The 16,556-nt window shown below is 69.8% G+C and carries 13 protein-coding genes; 6 read left to right on the top strand and 7 right to left on the bottom strand.

The features are described 5' to 3' along the window. Positions 1-12 precede the first annotated feature (12 nt). Together AC3ANR_RS01280 and rsmA are read left to right on the top strand one after the other, a co-directional pair. Positions 13-1,374 (top strand): peptidylprolyl isomerase, encoded by a 1,362-nt coding sequence (locus tag AC3ANR_RS01280; RefSeq protein ID WP_488290067.1) that lies wholly within the window; start codon positions 13-15, stop codon positions 1,372-1,374. A gap of 1 nt (position 1,375) precedes the next feature. Next, positions 1,376-2,164: a 16S rRNA (adenine(1518)-N(6)/adenine(1519)-N(6))-dimethyltransferase RsmA gene (gene rsmA / locus AC3ANR_RS01275; protein WP_488290066.1), complete on the top strand. Its 789-nt coding sequence runs from the start codon at positions 1,376-1,378 to the stop codon at positions 2,162-2,164. 243 nt (positions 2,165-2,407) lie between these two features. Here the strand turns inward: rsmA and AC3ANR_RS01270 are convergent, their stop codons facing one another. From AC3ANR_RS01270 to AC3ANR_RS01245, 6 genes are all read right to left on the bottom strand, one after another. Continuing rightward, positions 2,408-2,836 carry a barstar family protein gene (locus AC3ANR_RS01270; protein ID WP_488290065.1) on the bottom strand — a complete coding sequence of 143 codons (429 nt, stop codon included), beginning with the start codon at positions 2,834-2,836 and terminating at the stop codon, positions 2,408-2,410. A gap of 51 nt (positions 2,837-2,887) precedes the next feature. Continuing rightward, positions 2,888-3,292 (bottom strand): guanyl-specific ribonuclease, encoded by a 405-nt coding sequence (locus AC3ANR_RS01265; protein WP_488290064.1) that lies wholly within the window; start codon positions 3,290-3,292, stop codon positions 2,888-2,890. A 216-nt stretch (positions 3,293-3,508) separates the two neighbouring features. Next, positions 3,509-5,821 carry an NADP-dependent malic enzyme gene (locus AC3ANR_RS01260; RefSeq protein WP_488290063.1) on the bottom strand — a complete coding sequence of 771 codons (2,313 nt, stop codon included), beginning with the start codon at positions 5,819-5,821 and terminating at the stop codon, positions 3,509-3,511. A 116-nt stretch (positions 5,822-5,937) separates the two neighbouring features. Continuing rightward, positions 5,938-7,335: an aminopeptidase P N-terminal domain-containing protein gene (locus AC3ANR_RS01255; RefSeq protein WP_488290062.1), complete on the bottom strand. Its 1,398-nt coding sequence runs from the start codon at positions 7,333-7,335 to the stop codon at positions 5,938-5,940. A gap of 18 nt (positions 7,336-7,353) precedes the next feature. Beyond that, entirely contained in the window at positions 7,354-8,055 is a 702-nt protein-coding gene (gene murU, locus AC3ANR_RS01250) for an N-acetylmuramate alpha-1-phosphate uridylyltransferase MurU (protein WP_488290061.1), read from the bottom strand. A gap of 10 nt (positions 8,056-8,065) precedes the next feature. Continuing rightward, on the bottom strand, positions 8,066-8,443 hold the full coding sequence (locus AC3ANR_RS01245; RefSeq protein WP_488290060.1) for an S-adenosylmethionine decarboxylase family protein: 378 nt from the start codon (positions 8,441-8,443) through the stop codon (positions 8,066-8,068). A gap of 120 nt (positions 8,444-8,563) precedes the next feature. Here AC3ANR_RS01245 and tkt point away from each other — a divergent pair, with 120 nt between their 5' ends. From tkt to AC3ANR_RS01225, 4 genes are all read left to right on the top strand, one after another. After that, on the top strand, positions 8,564-10,618 hold the full coding sequence (tkt, locus tag AC3ANR_RS01240) for a transketolase (RefSeq protein WP_488290059.1): 2,055 nt from the start codon (positions 8,564-8,566) through the stop codon (positions 10,616-10,618). Between the two features lie 79 nt (positions 10,619-10,697). Then, positions 10,698-11,699: a type I glyceraldehyde-3-phosphate dehydrogenase gene (gap, locus tag AC3ANR_RS01235; RefSeq protein WP_488290058.1), complete on the top strand. Its 1,002-nt coding sequence runs from the start codon at positions 10,698-10,700 to the stop codon at positions 11,697-11,699. Between the two features lie 168 nt (positions 11,700-11,867). Further along, on the top strand, positions 11,868-13,046 hold the full coding sequence (locus tag AC3ANR_RS01230; RefSeq protein WP_488290057.1) for an adenylate/guanylate cyclase domain-containing protein: 1,179 nt from the start codon (positions 11,868-11,870) through the stop codon (positions 13,044-13,046). A 105-nt stretch (positions 13,047-13,151) separates the two neighbouring features. After that, positions 13,152-13,538, top strand: coding sequence for a DUF3703 domain-containing protein (locus AC3ANR_RS01225; protein WP_488290056.1), 387 nt, complete (start codon positions 13,152-13,154; stop codon positions 13,536-13,538). Positions 13,539-13,551: 13 nt separating this feature from the next. Here AC3ANR_RS01225 and AC3ANR_RS01220 read toward each other — a convergent pair whose 3' ends face one another. Beyond that, positions 13,552-16,485: a DNA topoisomerase III gene (locus AC3ANR_RS01220; RefSeq protein WP_488290055.1), complete on the bottom strand. Its 2,934-nt coding sequence runs from the start codon at positions 16,483-16,485 to the stop codon at positions 13,552-13,554. Positions 16,486-16,556 lie beyond the last annotated feature (71 nt).

The raw sequence follows: 16,556 nt of genomic DNA, 5'->3' as shown, positions 1-16,556 counted from the left end.
GATCGCGATCCGATGATTCCACGTGTCCACGCCCTTCTGCTCGCCTGCGCGGCAGCCGCCCTTGCCTGGCCCGCGGCGGCGCAGCTGCGGCCCAGCCCGCAGATCGCGCCGGGCGCGCGCACCACCACCACCACCGGACCGCGGGCCGCCGACTACATCGTGGCGGTGGTCAACACCGAGCCGATCACCAACACCGAGGTGCGCACGCGGCTGCTGCGCTTCGAGCAGCAGCTCACCCAGCAGGGTGCGGCGCTGCCGCCGCGGCCCGAGCTCACGCGCATCGTGCTCGAGCGCCTGATCAGCGAAAAAGCCCAGCTGCAGCTGGCGGCCGAGAACGGCATCCGCGTCGACGACGCGCTGGTGGACCAGGCCGAGGCCAACTTCGCCAAGCAGTACGACATGGACGCGCGCCAGCTGCACCGCCAGCTCGCGGCCGAGGGCGTCTCGGTGGCGGCCTTCCGCGACGACCTGCGCAGCCAGCTCACGCTCACGCGGCTGCGCCAGCGCGAGGTCGAGTCGCGCGTGCGGGTGACCGAAGCCGACATCGACCAGTACATCCGCGACCAGCAAGGGGCCGGCGAGGCGGCCAACCTGGAGCTGAACCTGGGCCACATCCTCATCGCGGTGCCCGAGCGGGCCGGCGAGCAGCAGCTTCGCGAACTTCAGGCCAAGGCCGAGCGCGTGGCCGAGCGGGCCCGCGCCGGCGAGGACTTCGCCGCCCTCGCGCGCCAGTTCTCCGACGTGCCCGGCGCCGCCCAGTCGGGCGGGCAGATGGGCGCGCGGCCGGCCGATCGCTATCCGTCGCTGTTCGTGGATGCCGTGCGCACGCTGCCCGTGGGCGCGGTGCCGAACGTCGTGCGCTCCGGCGCGGGCTTTCACGTGCTGAAGCTGCTCGAGAAGCGCCAGAGCGGCTTGCCCGGCATCGACGTGACCCAGACCCACGCGCGGCACATCCTGCTGCGCACCGGCCCGCAGCTGACCGAGGCGCAGGCGCGCGAACGCCTGGCCGACTTCAAGCGCCGCATCGACAGCGGGCAAACCGACTTCGCCCAGCTCGCGCGCGAGAACTCGCAGGACACCAGCGCCCTGCGCGGCGGCGACCTGGGCTGGGTCAATCCCGGCAACTTCGTGCCCGAGTTCGAGGACGTGATGAACGGCCTGGCGCCCGGCCAGATCTCGGGCCCGGTGGTCTCGCGCTTCGGCGTCCACCTGATCCAGGTGATGGAGCGCCGGCAGGCCAAGCTGTCCGAGCGCGAGCAGCGCGACATGATCCGCAACCTGGTGCGCGAGAAGAAGCTGGACGAAGCCTACGTGCAATGGGCGCAGGAAGTGCGCGGCAAGGCGTACGTCGAATACCGCGATCCGCCCGCCTGACATGGCGCGCCGGCCCAGCCCCTCCGGAACGCACATCCCCAGGAAGCGCTTCGGCCAGCACTTCCTCACCGATTCGTCCGTCATCGACGCGATCGTGCGCGCGATCGCGCCGCGTCCGGGCCAGGCGATGGTGGAGATCGGCCCGGGCCTGGCGGCGCTGACGCAGCCGCTGGTCGAGCGCCTGGGCCACCTGCTGGTCGTCGAGCTCGACCGCGACCTGGCCGCGCGGCTGCGCCAGCACCCGCAGCTGGAGGTGGTGGAGGCGGACGTGCTGCAGGTGGACTTCACCGCGCTGGCAGCCCGCGCCGGCGGGTCCCGGCTGCGCATCGTCGGCAACCTTCCCTACAACATCTCGACGCCGATCCTGTTCCACCTGCTCACGCATGTCGGCGTGGTGGAGGACCAGCACTTCATGCTGCAAAAGGAAGTGATCGACCGGATGGTGGCGCAGCCTTCGACGGCCGCCTACGGACGCCTGTCGGTCATGCTGCAGTGGCGCTACGCGATGGAGGACGTGCTGTTCGTGCCGCCCGCGGCGTTCGACCCGCCGCCCAAGGTGGACAGCGCCGTCGTGCGCATGGTGCCCCACGCCGCGCCGGCGGCGGTCGACGGCGACCTGCTGTCGGAACTGGTGCAGGTGGCGTTCAGCCAGCGGCGCAAGCTGCTGCGCCACAGCCTGGGCAAGTGGCTCGAGCAGCGCGGCTTCGGCGGCACGTTCGAGCTGCAGCGGCGGGCCGAAGAGGTGAGCGTGCAGGAGTACCTGGCGCTGGCGGCCGCCGTGCAACCGTAGGGCCGGAAACGATGAAGCCCGGTCACCCGGGCTTCATCGTTTCCTCGTCTCGGGGTCAGGCTGCGGCGAGCCAGTACCCGGCGTTGAAGGGGCTGCTCATGCGCAGCGCCAGGGGCGAGACGTCGACCAGCTTGTCGGTGGGCATCTTCTCGCCGTTGTCGGTGATGGCCGCGGGGCTGGCGGCACTCTCGGTGCCCTGAGCCTCGTTCGCCCGTTCTGCTTGGCCGGCTTGTGCAGAACGGGCTACAGAAAAGAATAGAAGCATCGGAATGGAATCTTCCGGTCGGCCCAGTAGTCGGCCGTGTCGCGGAAGATGTCCAGCAACTGCTCGCGCGCTTCCTTGTCGAACTTCGAGGTGGCGGGAATCTGCTCCAGCACCACGATGAAGCCGGGCTGGGGGCCCGACTTGTGCACCGGGTCGGTCATGCAGTCGTACAGCGCGTCGAAGTTCTTGCCGAAGTGCGCCGGCAGCATGAACTGCTGGGCGATCAGCTCCAGGACGTCCTGCTTGCTCTGGGCATTGGCCAGGTTGGCGTAGAGGAAGTGCTGGCCCAGCGCGCGGGCGGTGTCCTGCAGGTCCTGCACGCGGAACGCGCGGATCGACTGCACGATGTTGTTGCGCACGCCCTTCAGGGGCGTCTCGCTGATGTCGGGGCGAAGGGATGGGTCCATCTCCGCGTCTCTTTCCAAGGATGTCAAAAACATGTCCCGCTTCATGTCGGTTCACTCCACGATCTTGCGAAAACTGGCGTAATGGTCAGCGGTGTAGTAACAGGCGTCCGGCTGCCGGGGTGGGCCGCCGCACACGATGCGCCGGGCCCCCCGGTCGCGCGAACCTGGCGTCTTCACGGTGTATTCGCGCCAGTAGCCGCGCCTGGCCGCCGGGAGCTGCCGCTCGCGGTTGCCGAACACCGTGCCGTCCTTCTCGTACGGGAACGGTCCGCCCTGGCGGATCAGTTCGTAGGTTTCCCTGCCTTGCCGGGGCAGCTCGGCCACGGGGATCGTGGCCGCACTGCTGCCGGCGCGGCGCTCCTGCGGGCCTTTCGCCTGCACCGGCCCGGGGCCGGTGAGCGCGACTGCGAACAAGAGGCTAGTGAGCGCAAACTTGAAGGCAGCCAAACGCGCCATGAACAGGGAAAAGTGACCTCTTGGGGGACCTGGGACGCCTTCCGGGATGCGCCGCGAACCGTTGAGATCCTCGGGTTAACCCGGAAAATTCAGCGCATAAGTTTGAACGATCCGGTCACAAAAGGCAAGCGCCTGCCCAAATTTTGGGCAGGGAAAAAGGCCTTTGGAAGCTCGGCCATTGGCGCCCCAAGTGAGCGCCTGCTGTCGCGGTTTGCTTTACCGGGCCGCGTTCGCGTCGGCCACCGTCAGGGCGGCCATGTTGACGATGCGCCGCACGGTCGTGCTGGCCGTCAGGATGTGCACCGGTTTGGCGGCGCCCAGCAGCACCGGGCCGATGGCGATGTTGCCGCCCGCCGCCGTCTTGAGCAGGTTGTAGGAAATGTTGGCGGCGTCGATGTTCGGGCACACCAGCAGGTTGGCGTCGCCCGACAGCGTGCTGTGCGGCATCAGGTGGTCGCGCGCCGCGCCGTCCAGCGCCACGTCGCCGTGCATCTCGCCGTCCACCTCCAGCCACGGCGCCCGCTCGCGCAGCAGCGCGAGCGTGTCGCGCATCTTGACCGCGCTGGGCTGGTTGCTGGAGCCGAAGTTGGAGTGCGACAGCAGCGCCGCCTTGGGCTTGAGGCCGAAGCGCATCATCTCCTCGGCCGCCATCACGGTGATCTCGGCCAGCTGCGGCGCCGTCGGGTCGTAGTTGACGTGGGTGTCGACCAGGAACACCTGGCGGTTGGGCAGCATCAGCCCGTTCATGCAGGCGTAGGTGGCGACGCCCTCGCGGCGGCCGATCACCTGGTCGATGTACTTCAGGTGGATCTCGGTCGTGCCCCAGGTGCCGCAGATCATGCCGTCGACCTGGCCCTTGTGCAGCAGCATGGCGCCGATCAGGGTGAGCCGGCGGCGCATCTCGATCTTGGCCATCTGCTCGGTCACGCCCCGGCGGTCCATCATCCGGTGGTAGGTCTGCCAGAAGTCGCGGTAGCGGTCGTCCCAGTCGGTGTTGACGACGTCGAAGTCGCGGCCCTGCGCCAGGCGCAGGCCGAACTTCTCGATCCGCTGCGCGATGATGGCGGGGCGCCCGATCAGCGTCGGGCGCGCGATGCCCTCGTCGACCACGATCTGCGCGGCGCGCAGCACGCGCTCCTCCTCGCCCTCGCACAGCGCCACGCGCTTGCGCTCGGCCTGCTTGGCGGCGGTGAAGATCGGCTTCATCGTGGTGCCCGACGCGTAGACGAAGCTCTGCAGCTTCTCGCGGTAGGCATCCATGTCCTTGACCGGCCGCAGCGCGACGCCGCTGTCCGCGGCGGCCTGCGCCACCGCGGGGGCGATCTTCATCATCAGCCGCGGGTCGAACGGCTTGGGAATCAGGTAGTCGGGCCCGAACGAGAGCTTCTGGCCCGCGTAGGCGGCGGCGACCACCTCGCTCTGCTCGGCCTGCGCGAGTTCGGCGATCGCATGCACCGCCGCGATCTCCATCTCCACCGTGATCGTGGTCGCGCCGGAATCGAGCGCGCCGCGGAAGATGTACGGGAAGCACAGGACGTTGTTGACCTGGTTCGGGTAGTCCGTGCGGCCGGTCGCCAGGATCGCGTCGGGGCGCACGGCCTTGGCCTCCTCGGGCGCGATCTCCGGGTTCGGGTTGGCCAGCGCCAGGATCAGCGGGTCCTTGGCCATCGACTGGACCATCTGCGGCTTGAGCACGTTGGCCGCCGACAGGCCCAGGAAGATGTCGGCGCCCTGGATCACATCGGCCAGCGTGCGCGCCGAGGTCTTCTGCGCGAACTGCACCTTGTCCTCGTCCATCAGCTCCTTGCGGCCCTCGTACACCACGCCGGCCAGGTCGGTGGCGAAGATGTTCTCGCGCGGCATGCCCAGCTTGAGCAGCAGGTTCAGGCAGGCGAGCGCGGCGGCGCCGGCGCCCGAGGTCACCAGCTTGACCTCGCGGATGTCCTTGCCCACCACCTTCAGGCCGTTGATGATGGCCGCGCCGACCACAATGGCCGTGCCGTGCTGGTCGTCGTGGAAGACCGGGATCTTCATCCGCTCGCGCAGCTTGCGCTCGACGTAGAAGCAGTCCGGCGCCTTGATGTCCTCGAGGTTGATGCCGCCGAAGGTGGGCTCCAGCGCGGCGATCACGTCGACCAGCTTGTCCAGGTCGTCCTTCTCGTTGATCTCGATGTCGAAGACGTCGATGCCGGCGAACTTCTTGAACAGGACGCCCTTGCCCTCCATCACCGGCTTGGACGCCAGCGGGCCGATGTCGCCCAGGCCCAGCACGGCGGTGCCGTTGGTGATCACGGCCACCAGGTTGCCGCGCGCGGTGTAGCGGAAGGCGGCGGTGGGGTCCTTGACGATCTCCTCGCAGGGCGCGGCGACGCCGGGCGAATAGGCGAGCGCGAGGTCGTGCTGGTTGATCAGCTGCTTGGTGGCCGCGATCGCGATCTTGCCCGGCGTCGGGTGCTCGTGGTATTCGAGCGCCGCCTGCCGCAGCTCGGCGCGCTTGTCGACCGCGTTCTGCGATTCGGTGGGGGGCATGGGCGTTTGTCTCCTGGGGCGCGGCGCGCCGCCGCCGGGGGCGGACGCCGGAGGTGTGGGGGTGCGATTGTAGGTCTGGGAGCGCGCGGGAGCCCGCGCCGCCCCCGCGCGGGCGCTCAGCCCCGCATCAGGGCCTCGATCTCGTCGGCGCGCACCGGCACGTCGCGCGTGATCAGCTCGCAGCCGCCGGCGGTGACGATGGCATCGTCCTCGATCCGGATGCCGATGTGGTGGAAGGCCTCGGGCACGCCCTCGGCCGGCCGCACGTACAGGCCCGGCTCGATCGTGAGCACCATGCCCGGTCGCAGGATGCGGCTGGGCCGGTTCTTGATCAATTCGCCCGACAGCGGGTCCTTGCGCTCGCTGACCTCGCCGACCTGGGACGGCTCGACATAGCTGCCGCAGTCGTGCACGTCCATGCCGAGCCAGTGGCCGGTGCGGTGCATGTAGAACTGGAAGTACGCGCGCTTGTCGATCACGTCGTCGACGGTGCCGACCTTGTTGCGATCGAGCAGGCCGACATCGAGCATGCCCTGGGCCAGGACCTTGACGGTGGCGTCGTGCGGGTCGTTGAAGCGCGCGCCGGCCCGGGTCGCGGCGATGGCCGCCTCCTGCGAGGCGAGCACCAGGTCGTACAGCACGCGCTGCGGGCCGGTGAACCTGCCGTCGGCCGGGAAGGTGCGGGTGATGTCGCTGGCGTAGCCGTCCAGCTCGCAGCCGGCGTCGATCAGCACCAGGTCGCCGGCGCGCACCGGGGCGTCGGCGGCGCGGTAGTGCAGCACGCAGGCGTTGGCGCCGGCCGCGACGATGGAGCTGTAGGCCGGGTACTGCGAGCCGCCCATGCGGAACTCGTGCAGCAGCTCGGCGTCCAGGTGGTGCTCGCGCACCTCCTGGCCTTCGCGCAGCATGCGGGCCGACAGCTTCATCGCGCGCACGTGGGCGCGGGCGCTGATGCGGGCGGCGCGGCGCATGATGTCCTGCTCGTGCGCGTCCTTGACCAGGCGCATCTCGTCCAGCACCGCGCACAGGTCGCGCTGCTGCTCGGGGCACAGCGCGCCGTAGCGCACGCGGGCCCGCACCTTGTTCAGCCAGCCGCCAACGCGCGCTTCCAGGCCGGCGTGGATGGCGAAGGGGTACCAGACGGCGTCACGGTTCTCGAGCAGCTTGGGCAGCAGGGCGTCGAGTTCGTCGATGGAATGGGCGGACTGCACGCCCAGCGCCTCCACCGCGGCCTGCGGCCCCAGGCGGTAGCCGTCCCAGATCTCGCGCTCCAGGTCCTTGGGGGCGCAGAACAGCGTGCTGGCGCCGTCGCCGGTGATCACCAGCCAGGCATGCGGCTCGGTGAATCCGGTGAGGTAGTAGAAGTAGCTGTCGTGGCGGAACAGGAAGTCGCTGTCGCGGTTGCGCTGCCGCTCCAGGGCGGTGGGGACCAGTGCGATGCCGTTGGGCCCGATGGCTGCGGCCACGCGGGAGCGGCGTTCGGCGTACAGCGAGTAGGGGAGCTCGGAGTTCATGGTCGGATTGTCCCTCGTTCAGTCCGGGGCGGCCAGCGCGGCCAGCTGGCCGGGCGTGCCGATGTTGTGCCATTCGCCGCGCCAGGCTTCGACGCTGATGCGCCGCTGGCGCATGCCTTCGAACAGCAGCGGACCGAGCGGCGCGCGGCGGCCCACCGGCAGGTGGCTGCACAGCGAGGCGCGCACCAGCGCGAGGTTCGCGTAGGTCCAGCGCGCGCCGTCCGGGCCGGCCGCGTCGGCGAGCCCCAGGCCGTCGGCGCCGATGCCGAAGTCGCCCTCCGGATGGAAGGGCGGATTGGGCACCAGCCACAGGTGGGCCAGCTGCTCGTTGGCGCGAAACCGCTCCAGCGCCTTCGGCTCGAAAGCGAAATCGGGCGCATGGATGTCGCCCGAGATGAGCCAGAAGGCCTCGTCGAGGAGAGGCAGCGCCTTGGCGATGCCACCGGCGGTCTCGAGCGCGCCCCCGTGGTCGCGGCCTTCCATCGAGTAGGCGATCTCCAGCCCCCAGCGCGCGCCGTCGCCCAGGGCGGCCGGGATCTGTTCTTCGAGCCAGGCCGTGTTGACCACCACGCGGCGGATGCCCGCGCGCGCGAGAGCCTCCAGGTGCCACACGATGAGCGGCTTGCCGCGCACCGGCAAAAGCGGCTTGGGGCAGGTGTCGGTGAGCGGCCGCATGCGCTCGCCCCGGCCCGCCGCCAGGATCATGGCCTGCGCGCGCATCAAGTGCTCCTCACGGGGCTTCGGTCCCCCGGTCCAGCGAGCGCTGCTCGGTCCACTCGGGCGCCAAGCGGCTCACCAGGGCATCCATCAGGCCGCGCGCCCTGGCCGACGGGTCGTCGCCCGCGACGCCGGCGAGGTGGACATCGATCGTGGCGCCGCGCTGGGCCGGCCACGTGTGCAGGCAGACGTGCGAGTGCGCCAGCAGCAGGGCCACCGTCGCGCCTTGGCCCGGGGCGCCGCCGGCGTCCTGGAACACCTCGGACTCGACTTCCAGGCCGACGGCCTGCGCCGCCTGCCGGGCCCAGTCGCCCAGCCGGCGCGCGTCGGCGAGCCAGGCGTCGTCGCAGCGGCACTGGTACAGGTCGGCGGTGAGGTGCAGGCCTCGCATCGTGCGCACTGTAGACGATGCGCACCCCGGCCCGTCGCGGCCGGGGTCGCCCAGGCCCGGCCGTTAAAATCTGGGGTTTTCCCGCCCGCCCCCATGCCGCCCTCCACACCCGCCGATCCGATGGCCGTTTCCTCTCCCGCGTTGCAGGCCGACGCCCGCCAGATGGCCAACGCGATCCGCGCGCTCGCGATGGACGCGGTGCAGCAGGCCAACTCCGGCCATCCCGGTGCGCCCATGGGCATGGCCGACATCGCCGTGGCACTGTGGCACCGCCACCTGAAGCACAGCCCCACCGACCCGAAGTGGTTCGACCGCGACCGCTTCGTGCTCTCGAACGGCCACGCGTCGATGCTGATCTACGCGCTGCTGCACCTGACCGGCTACGACCTGCCGGTGCAGGAGCTGAAGAACTTCCGGCAGCTGCACAGCAAGACGGCCGGCCATCCGGAAGTCGGTGTCACGCCGGGCGTGGAGACCACCACCGGCCCCCTCGGCCAGGGCATCACCAATGCGGTCGGCATGGCGCTGGCGGAGAAGCTGCTGGCGGCGGAGTTCAACCGCGACGGCCACGCCGTCGTCGACCACTTCACCTACGCCTTCCTGGGCGACGGCTGCCTGATGGAGGGCATCAGCCACGAGGCCTGCGCGCTGGCCGGCGCCTGGAAGCTCAACAAGCTGATCGCCATCTACGACGACAACGGCATCTCGATCGACGGCCAGGTCACGCCCTGGTTCATCGACGACACGCCGGCGCGGTTCCGCGCCTACGGCTGGAACGTGATCGGCCCGATCGACGGCCACGACATCGACGCGGTGGACCGCGCGATCGCCGACGCCCGGCGCAGCGCCGACAAGCCCACGCTGATCGTCGCCGACACGCAGATCGGCCACGGCAGCCCGAACCGCGCCAACACGGCCAAGGCGCACGGCGAGGCCCTGGGCCTGGAGGAAGTGCAGCTCACGCGCGATGCGCTGGGCTGGCCGCACGAGCCGTTCGTGGTGCCCCAGCCGGTCTACGACGCCTGGGACGCCAAGGCCAGGGGCCGTGCCGCGCAGGACGCCTGGGACAAGCGCTTCGCCGCCTACCGCGCGGCCCATCCCGAGCTGGCCGCGGAATTCGTCCGCCGCATGAAGGGCGAGCTGCCGCGCAACTTCGCCCAGGTGGCCGTCGACGCCGCCGTGGCGGCGCACGCCAAGGCGGAGACGGTCGCCTCGCGCAAGGCGTCGCAGCTGGCCCTGGAGGCGTTCACCGCCGCCCTGCCCGAACTGCTGGGTGGCAGCGCCGACCTGACCGGCTCCAACCTGACCAACACCAAGAGCACGCCGCCGCTGCGCGTGAACCTAGCCGGCGAGGTGCAGCGCACCGAGGACGGCAGGATCGGCCGGCACATCAACTACGGCGTGCGCGAGTTCGGCATGGCCGCGATCATGAACGGCGTTGCGCTGCACGGCGGCTACATCCCCTACGGCGGCACCTTCCTGACCTTCAGCGACTACAGCCGCAATGCCATCCGCATGGCCGCGCTGATGAAGCAGCGCGTGGTGCACGTGTTCACCCACGACTCGATCGGCCTGGGCGAGGACGGCCCCACCCACCAGTCGGTCGAGCACGCGGCCAGCCTGCGCCTGATCCCCAACCTGGACGTCTGGCGCCCGGGGGACACGGCCGAGACCAGCGTGGCCTGGGCCGTCGCGCTGCAGAACATGACGCGGCCGACGGCGCTGCTTCTGTCGCGGCAGAACCTGCCGTACGCGCCCAAGGCGGGGCTGGAGGACATCAGCAAGGGCGGCTACGTGCTGGCCGAGCCGGCCGAGGTCGGCGTGCGCGGCCGGCCGCAGGCGGTGATCATCGCCACCGGCTCGGAGGTGCAGCTGGCGCTCAAGGCGCAGGAGCAGCTCGCGCAGCAGGGCATCGGCGTGCGCGTGGTCTCGATGCCCAGCACCACCACCTTCGACCGCCAGAGCGCCGCCTACAAGGGCGAGGTGCTGCCCGCGGGCCTGCCGCGCGTCGCCGTCGAGGCGGGCGTGACCGACTTCTGGTGGAAGTACGGCTGCGCGGCGGTGGTGGGCATCGACACCTACGGCGAATCGGCGCCGGCCAACGTGCTGTTCAAGCACTTCGGCTTCACGCCGGAGAACGTGGCCGACACGGTGCGCGCGGTCCTGTCGCGCTGATCACGGGGGCGAGGCCGCACGCACGACGCCCGATGCGGCAAGATCGACCCCACGAGTTTTCAATCCATCGGAGCTTTTCATGACCATCAAGATCGGGATCAACGGATTCGGCCGTATCGGCCGCATGGTGTTCCGCGCCGCGGTGCAGAACTTCAACGACATCGAGGTGGTCGGCATCAACGACCTGCTCGAGCCCGATTACCTGGCGTACATGCTCCAGTACGACAGCGTGCACGGCCGCTTCAAGGGCGAGGTCTCGGTGGACGGCAACACGCTGGTGGTCAACGGCAAGCGCATCCGGCTGACCGCGGTCAAGGATCCCGCCGAGCTGAACTGGGGCGCGGTCGGCGCCGAGGTGGTGGTCGAGTCCACCGGCATCTTCCTCACCAAGGAAGGCGCGCAGAAGCACATCAACGCCGGCGCCAGGAAGGTCATCATGTCGGCGCCGTCCAAGGACGACACGCCGATGTTCGTCTACGGCGTGAACCACGCCACGTACAAGGGCGAGGCCATCATCTCCAACGCGTCGTGCACCACCAACTGCCTGGCGCCGCTGGCCAAGGTGATGAACGACAAGTGGGGCATCAAGCGCGGCCTGATGACGACGGTGCATGCGGCCACCGCCACCCAGAAGACCGTGGACGGCCCGAGCAACAAGGACTGGCGCGGCGGCCGCGGCATCCTGGAGAACATCATCCCGTCGTCCACCGGCGCGGCCAAGGCGGTCGGGGTCGTGATTCCCGAGCTGAACAAGAAGCTCACCGGCATGTCCTTCCGCGTGCCGACCTCGGACGTCTCGGTGGTCGACCTGACCGTCGAGCTGAACAAGGAAGCCACCTACAAGGAGATCTGCGCGGAGATGAAGGCGCAGTCCGAAGGCGCGCTCAAGGGCGTGCTGGGCTACACCGAGGACAAGGTGGTGGCCACCGATTTCCGCGGCGACGCCCGCACCTCGATCTTCGACGCCGAGGCCGGCATCGCCCTGGACGGCACCTTCGTCAAGCTGGTGAGCTGGTACGACAACGAGTGGGGCTACTCCAACAAGGTGCTGGAGATGTGCCGCGTGGTGGCGGCCCGCTGATCGGCGCCGCTCCTGCACTCTGACGAGGAACGCGCCCACGGGCGCGTTTTTTCATGGGGCTGCGCGTTGACGCCGCCACCGGCCCGCGCCTATGGTCCTGCTTCGCTGGCAGGGAGGCACATGGACGATGCGGCGTTTCGCCACTGGTTGACGCACAAGAGCTGGGCCTTGAGCGTTCGCTATTGCAAGGTCGTGGCCCTGCTGATTCCGCCGGCGGCGCTCGCCACCGACCTGCCGCTGGTGCGCCGCGACGTGCCCGGGCTGGAGTGGCTGGTGGCCTGGCAGGTCGCGGCGGAGCTCGTTTGCCTGGCCCTCATCGCGGCCGATCGCTGGTGGGCCGGCGTGCGTGGCCGCGAAGGGGCGCTGTACGCGTTCTGCGCCGTGTTCATCGGCCTGTGCGCGTGGATCGGCATGGTCGACGGGCAACTGCGGGGCGACTTCTCGATCTATGCCGCCGGCATGACGTTCGGCGCCGCCGTCGCGGGCACGCCGCTGCGCATGCGTCAGCCCCTCTATGCGGCCAGCCTGCTCGCGCTGGCCATTCCCATCTGGCAGCGCGATGGCGGCGACGCCATCCTGGTGGTCTCGGCGCTGGTCAACCCGTTCTGCGTCGTCGTGCTGTGCCTGTGGCTGGACCGGCTGACCTATTCGCGCGACCTGGCCTTGTACCGGCAGACGCAGCGCGCGCAGGCCGAACGCGAGCGCGCCGACGGCCTGCTGCACAACGTGCTGCCGCGCGCCATCGTCGAGGAGCTCAAGCGCGACCGGCGCATCCGGGCGCGCAAGGTCGAGGACCTGGGCGTGCTCTTTGCCGACATCGCCGGCTTCACCCGCTATGCCAACCGGCTGCCGCCCGACGCGCTGGTCCTGATGCTCGACGAGATCTTCACCTCCTTCGACGCCCTGGTGGAGCAGCACCGGGTCGAGAAGATCAAGACCATCGGCGACGCCTACATGGCGGTGTCGGAGGGCCGGGTCGAGGCCCTGTGCCAGCTGGCGCTGGACATGCGCGACGCCCTGGAGCGCTACAACCGGCGCAACGGCACGCAGCTGGCCATGCGCATCGGCATCCACGCCGGCCCGGCGGTGGCGGGCGTGCTGGGTACCAAGCGCTTCCTGTACGACGTCTGGGGCGACACGGTCAACGTCGCCAGCCGGGTCGAGAGCGCCGGCCGCGCGGGCAGCATCCACGTCACCGAGGCGGTGGTGCAGCGCGCGAGCGGCTCGCTGGCGTTCTCGCCGCGCGGCCTGGTGGAGCTGCAGGGCCGGGGGCGCATGGCCACCGCCTGGCTGCTCGGTCCGGCCAAGCAGCCTTCCAGCGCCGGCGAGGCGGCGCTGGCGGCCTAGCGAATCCGCCTTCGCGGCGTCCCGCGCGCCACGTATCGTCCCGGATGGACGTCCGCCGGCAAGCCGCGACTTGACGGCCAAGTAACGACTTGTATCTAATTCCGGATGGACATTCGGAACGCGGACGAGCGGCGGCAGGTGTACGAGCGCCTGGTGCGCGGCAGCGAAGCTCCCGGCGAGGCGCAAGTCGAGCAGCGCTGGCAGTGGCTGATGGCCGCGCACGTGGTCGGGCAGGCCGAGCCCTGGCTGCATCTGGACAGCCACCGGCGCATGTTGCGGCTGGCGGGCCGCACGCGCGACTGGCGCGAAGCGGCCGGCCAGCTGCTTCGCATCGCGCTGCTGCCCCTCGGCCACCTCCTGCGGCGCCTGCCCCGCGGCAACGTCGGCCGCGCCAGCGTGGGCGTGACGCAGGTGATGGTGCCTCCCGAGCCCGTTCAGGTGCTGATCGACTGGGCGATCCTGGGCACCCGCATCCCCGGCACGCGCTGGTGAGGCGTCCGGCGGATCAGCCGCCCTGCAGGTGCTTGCCCACCAGGCCCGCCAGTTCGAACATCGTCACCTGCGGCTTGCCGAACACGGCGCGCAGCTTGTCGTCGGCATTGATGGCGCGCTTGTTCGTCGTGTCCTGCAAGCCGTTGGCCTTGATGTAGTCCCACAGCTTCTTGATCACCTCGGTGCGGGCCACCGGTTCCGGCCCGATCACCGCGGCCAGTTCCGGGCTGGGCGTGAGCCCCGCGCCCGGCTTGCGAGCGGACTTGGCCGGGGCCTTCTTCGCGGCCGCCTTCTTGGCCGGCGCTGCCTTGGCGGCCGTCTTGCCCGCCGCCTTCGCGGCCGGCCGTGCCGGCGCGCCCTTGCGCGGCGGGAACTTGCTCTCGCGCGGCTCGAACGCGAAGTTCACCTTGCCCGCTTCCGCATCCCAGGCGAGGAAGGCCTTGAACGGGCGCCGGGTGCGCATCGAGACGAACTTGTCCAGCAGGTCGGTCTTGCCGGCCGCCAGCAGCTTCTTCATCTGCTCGCGCTCGATCGGCTGCTGCAGGATGATCTGGCCGCTCTTGAAGTCGCAGCTGGGCGTGGGTTGCGCCGCCGTGGGCACCGATTTCTCGCAGACGTAGTTCTTGCCCCACTCGAACACGCGGGCGCCGCACTTCGGGCACGGGCCCAGCGGCTCCTGGCCGCCGAAGTCGATCAGCTCGCCGGTCTCGGACGGGTCGGCCTCGTCACCGAAATCGAATTCGAGCTTCCAGTTGCGGTCCTCGTCGCTGTACTTGAGCACCATCTCGGCGGTGAAGGGCCAGCCCGCCTTGGAGCGGAAGCCCTCCAGCGGCCCGATGCGCTTGTCGCGCATGAACTGCTCGACCTCGGCCAGCTCGAACGCCCGCCCGGCCGGGATCTTGGTGAACGAGAAGCCGCACGCGTCCTCGCCCGAGCCGCTGCGGCCCGAGCAGGTGTAGCGTCGGTAGTTCTCCTTGACGATGCCGCCGCAGTTCGGGCATGGCGTGTGCAGCGTCGCGTAGTCGCCCGGCACGGTGTCGCGGTCGTACTCCTTGGCCTTCTTGACGATGTGCTTCGTCATCTCGGCGATCTCGCGCATGAACGCGTCGCGCGAGAGCTTGCCGTGCTCCATCTGCGCCAGCTTGTATTCCCATTCGCCGGTGAGCTCGGGCTTGGTCAGCTCCTCGACGCCCAGGCCGCGCAACAGCGTCATGAGTTGGAACGCCTTGGCGGTGGGCATGAGCTCGCGGCCTTCGCGCAGCATGTACTTTTCCGAGATCAGCCCTTCGATGATCGCGGCCCGCGTGGCCGGCGTCCCCAGGCCCTTTTCCTGCATCGCCTCGCGCAGCTCGTCGTCCTCGACCAGCTTGCCGGCGCCTTCCATCGCGCCCAGCAGCGTGGCTTCGGAGTAGCGCGCCGGCGGCCGCGTCTTGAGGCCGCGCGCCTCCACGGACTCCGCGCGCACCATCTCGCCGGCCTTGACCGGCACCAGCGTCCTGGCGTTCTCGTCGCCCTCCTGCTCCGCCTCCTTGCCCCAGATGGCGAGCCAGCCGGCCTTGACCAGCACCTTGCCCTCGGTCTTGAAGCTGTGGCCCACCACCAGGCTGATGCGGGTGGTGACCTGGTACTCGGCGCTCGGGAAGAACACCGACAGGAAGCGGCGCACCACCAGGTCGTACAGCTTCTGTTCGGCGTCCGACAGGCCGCTGGGCGCCTGCAGCGTCGGGATGATGGCGAAGTGGTCGCTGACCTTGCTGTTGTCGAAGACGCGCTTGGTCGGCTTCACGTAGCCGTCGTCCAGCGCCTGCTTGGCGAACGGCGCCAGGTGCGCCATGCCGCTGCTGGCGAGCATGCCCATCGTGTCCTTGACCGTCGCGAGGTAGTCCTCGGGCAGGGCACGCGAGTCGGTTCGCGGGTAGGTCAGTGCCTTGTGCCGCTCGTACAGCGACTGCGCCAGCGCCAGCGTGGTCTTGGCCGAGTAGCCGAAGCGTCCGTTGGCTTCGCGCTGCAGCGACGTGAGGTCGAACAGCAGCGGCGAGGCCTGGGTGGTGGGCTTGGACTCCTCCGTGACCGTCGCCGCCTTGCCGCGCACGGCGTCGGCGATGGCCTGCGCCTCCTGCTGCGACCAGAGGCGGTCGGCCTTCTGCTCGGCGTCCTCGGGGTTCTTCTTCCACTTGGGGTCGAACCACTTGCCGGGGTATTCGCCGGCCTCGGCCAGGAAGCTGGCGTGGATCTCCCAGTAGTCGCGGCTGACGAACCGGCGGATCTGCTCCTCGCGTTCCACCACCACCGCCAGGGTGGGTGTCTGCACGCGGCCCACGGTGGTCAGGAAGAAGCCGCCGTCGCGCGAGTTGAAGGCCGTCATCGCCCGCGTGCCGTTGATGCCCACCAGCCAGTCCGCCTCCGAGCGCGACCGCGCCGCCGAGGCCAGCCCCTCCATCTGCCGGTCCGAGCGCAGCTGGTCGAAGCCGTCGCGGATGGCCTGCGGCGTCATCGACTGCAGCCACAGGCGCCGCACCGGCTTGCGCGCGGCGGCCTTCTTGGCGGCCTTGTCGTCCTCGTTGCCGAAGGCGTACTGCTCGATCAGGCGGAAGATCAGCTCGCCCTCGCGCCCGGCGTCGCACGCGTTCACCAGTTCGGTGACGTCCTTGCGGCGCGCGAGCTTGACCACCGCGTTCAGGCGCGACTTGGTCTTCTCGACCGGCTTCAGGTCGAAGTACGGCGGGATCACGGGCAGGTGGGCAAAGCTCCACTTGCCCCGCTTGACGTCGAACTCCTCCGGCGCCTGGATCTCGACCAGGTGGCCGACGGCGCTGGTGACGACGTAGGCGTCGCTCTCGAAGTATTCGTCGTGCTTGTCGAACTTGCCGGCCACGGGTGTCAGCGCGCGGACGATGTCCTGCGCGACGGAGGGCTTCTCGGCGATGACCAGTGTCTTCCCTGTCACGGTGGATTCATGCGCCCGGAGGCGCACCTTTCGTTGTTCCTACAATCTCGGCTCTTCACGCGCGCGTGCGC

It is taken from the genome of Ramlibacter sp. JJN2-2R, from assembly GCF_057747835.1.
This window is presented reverse-complemented; position numbering and strand designations above follow the sequence as displayed.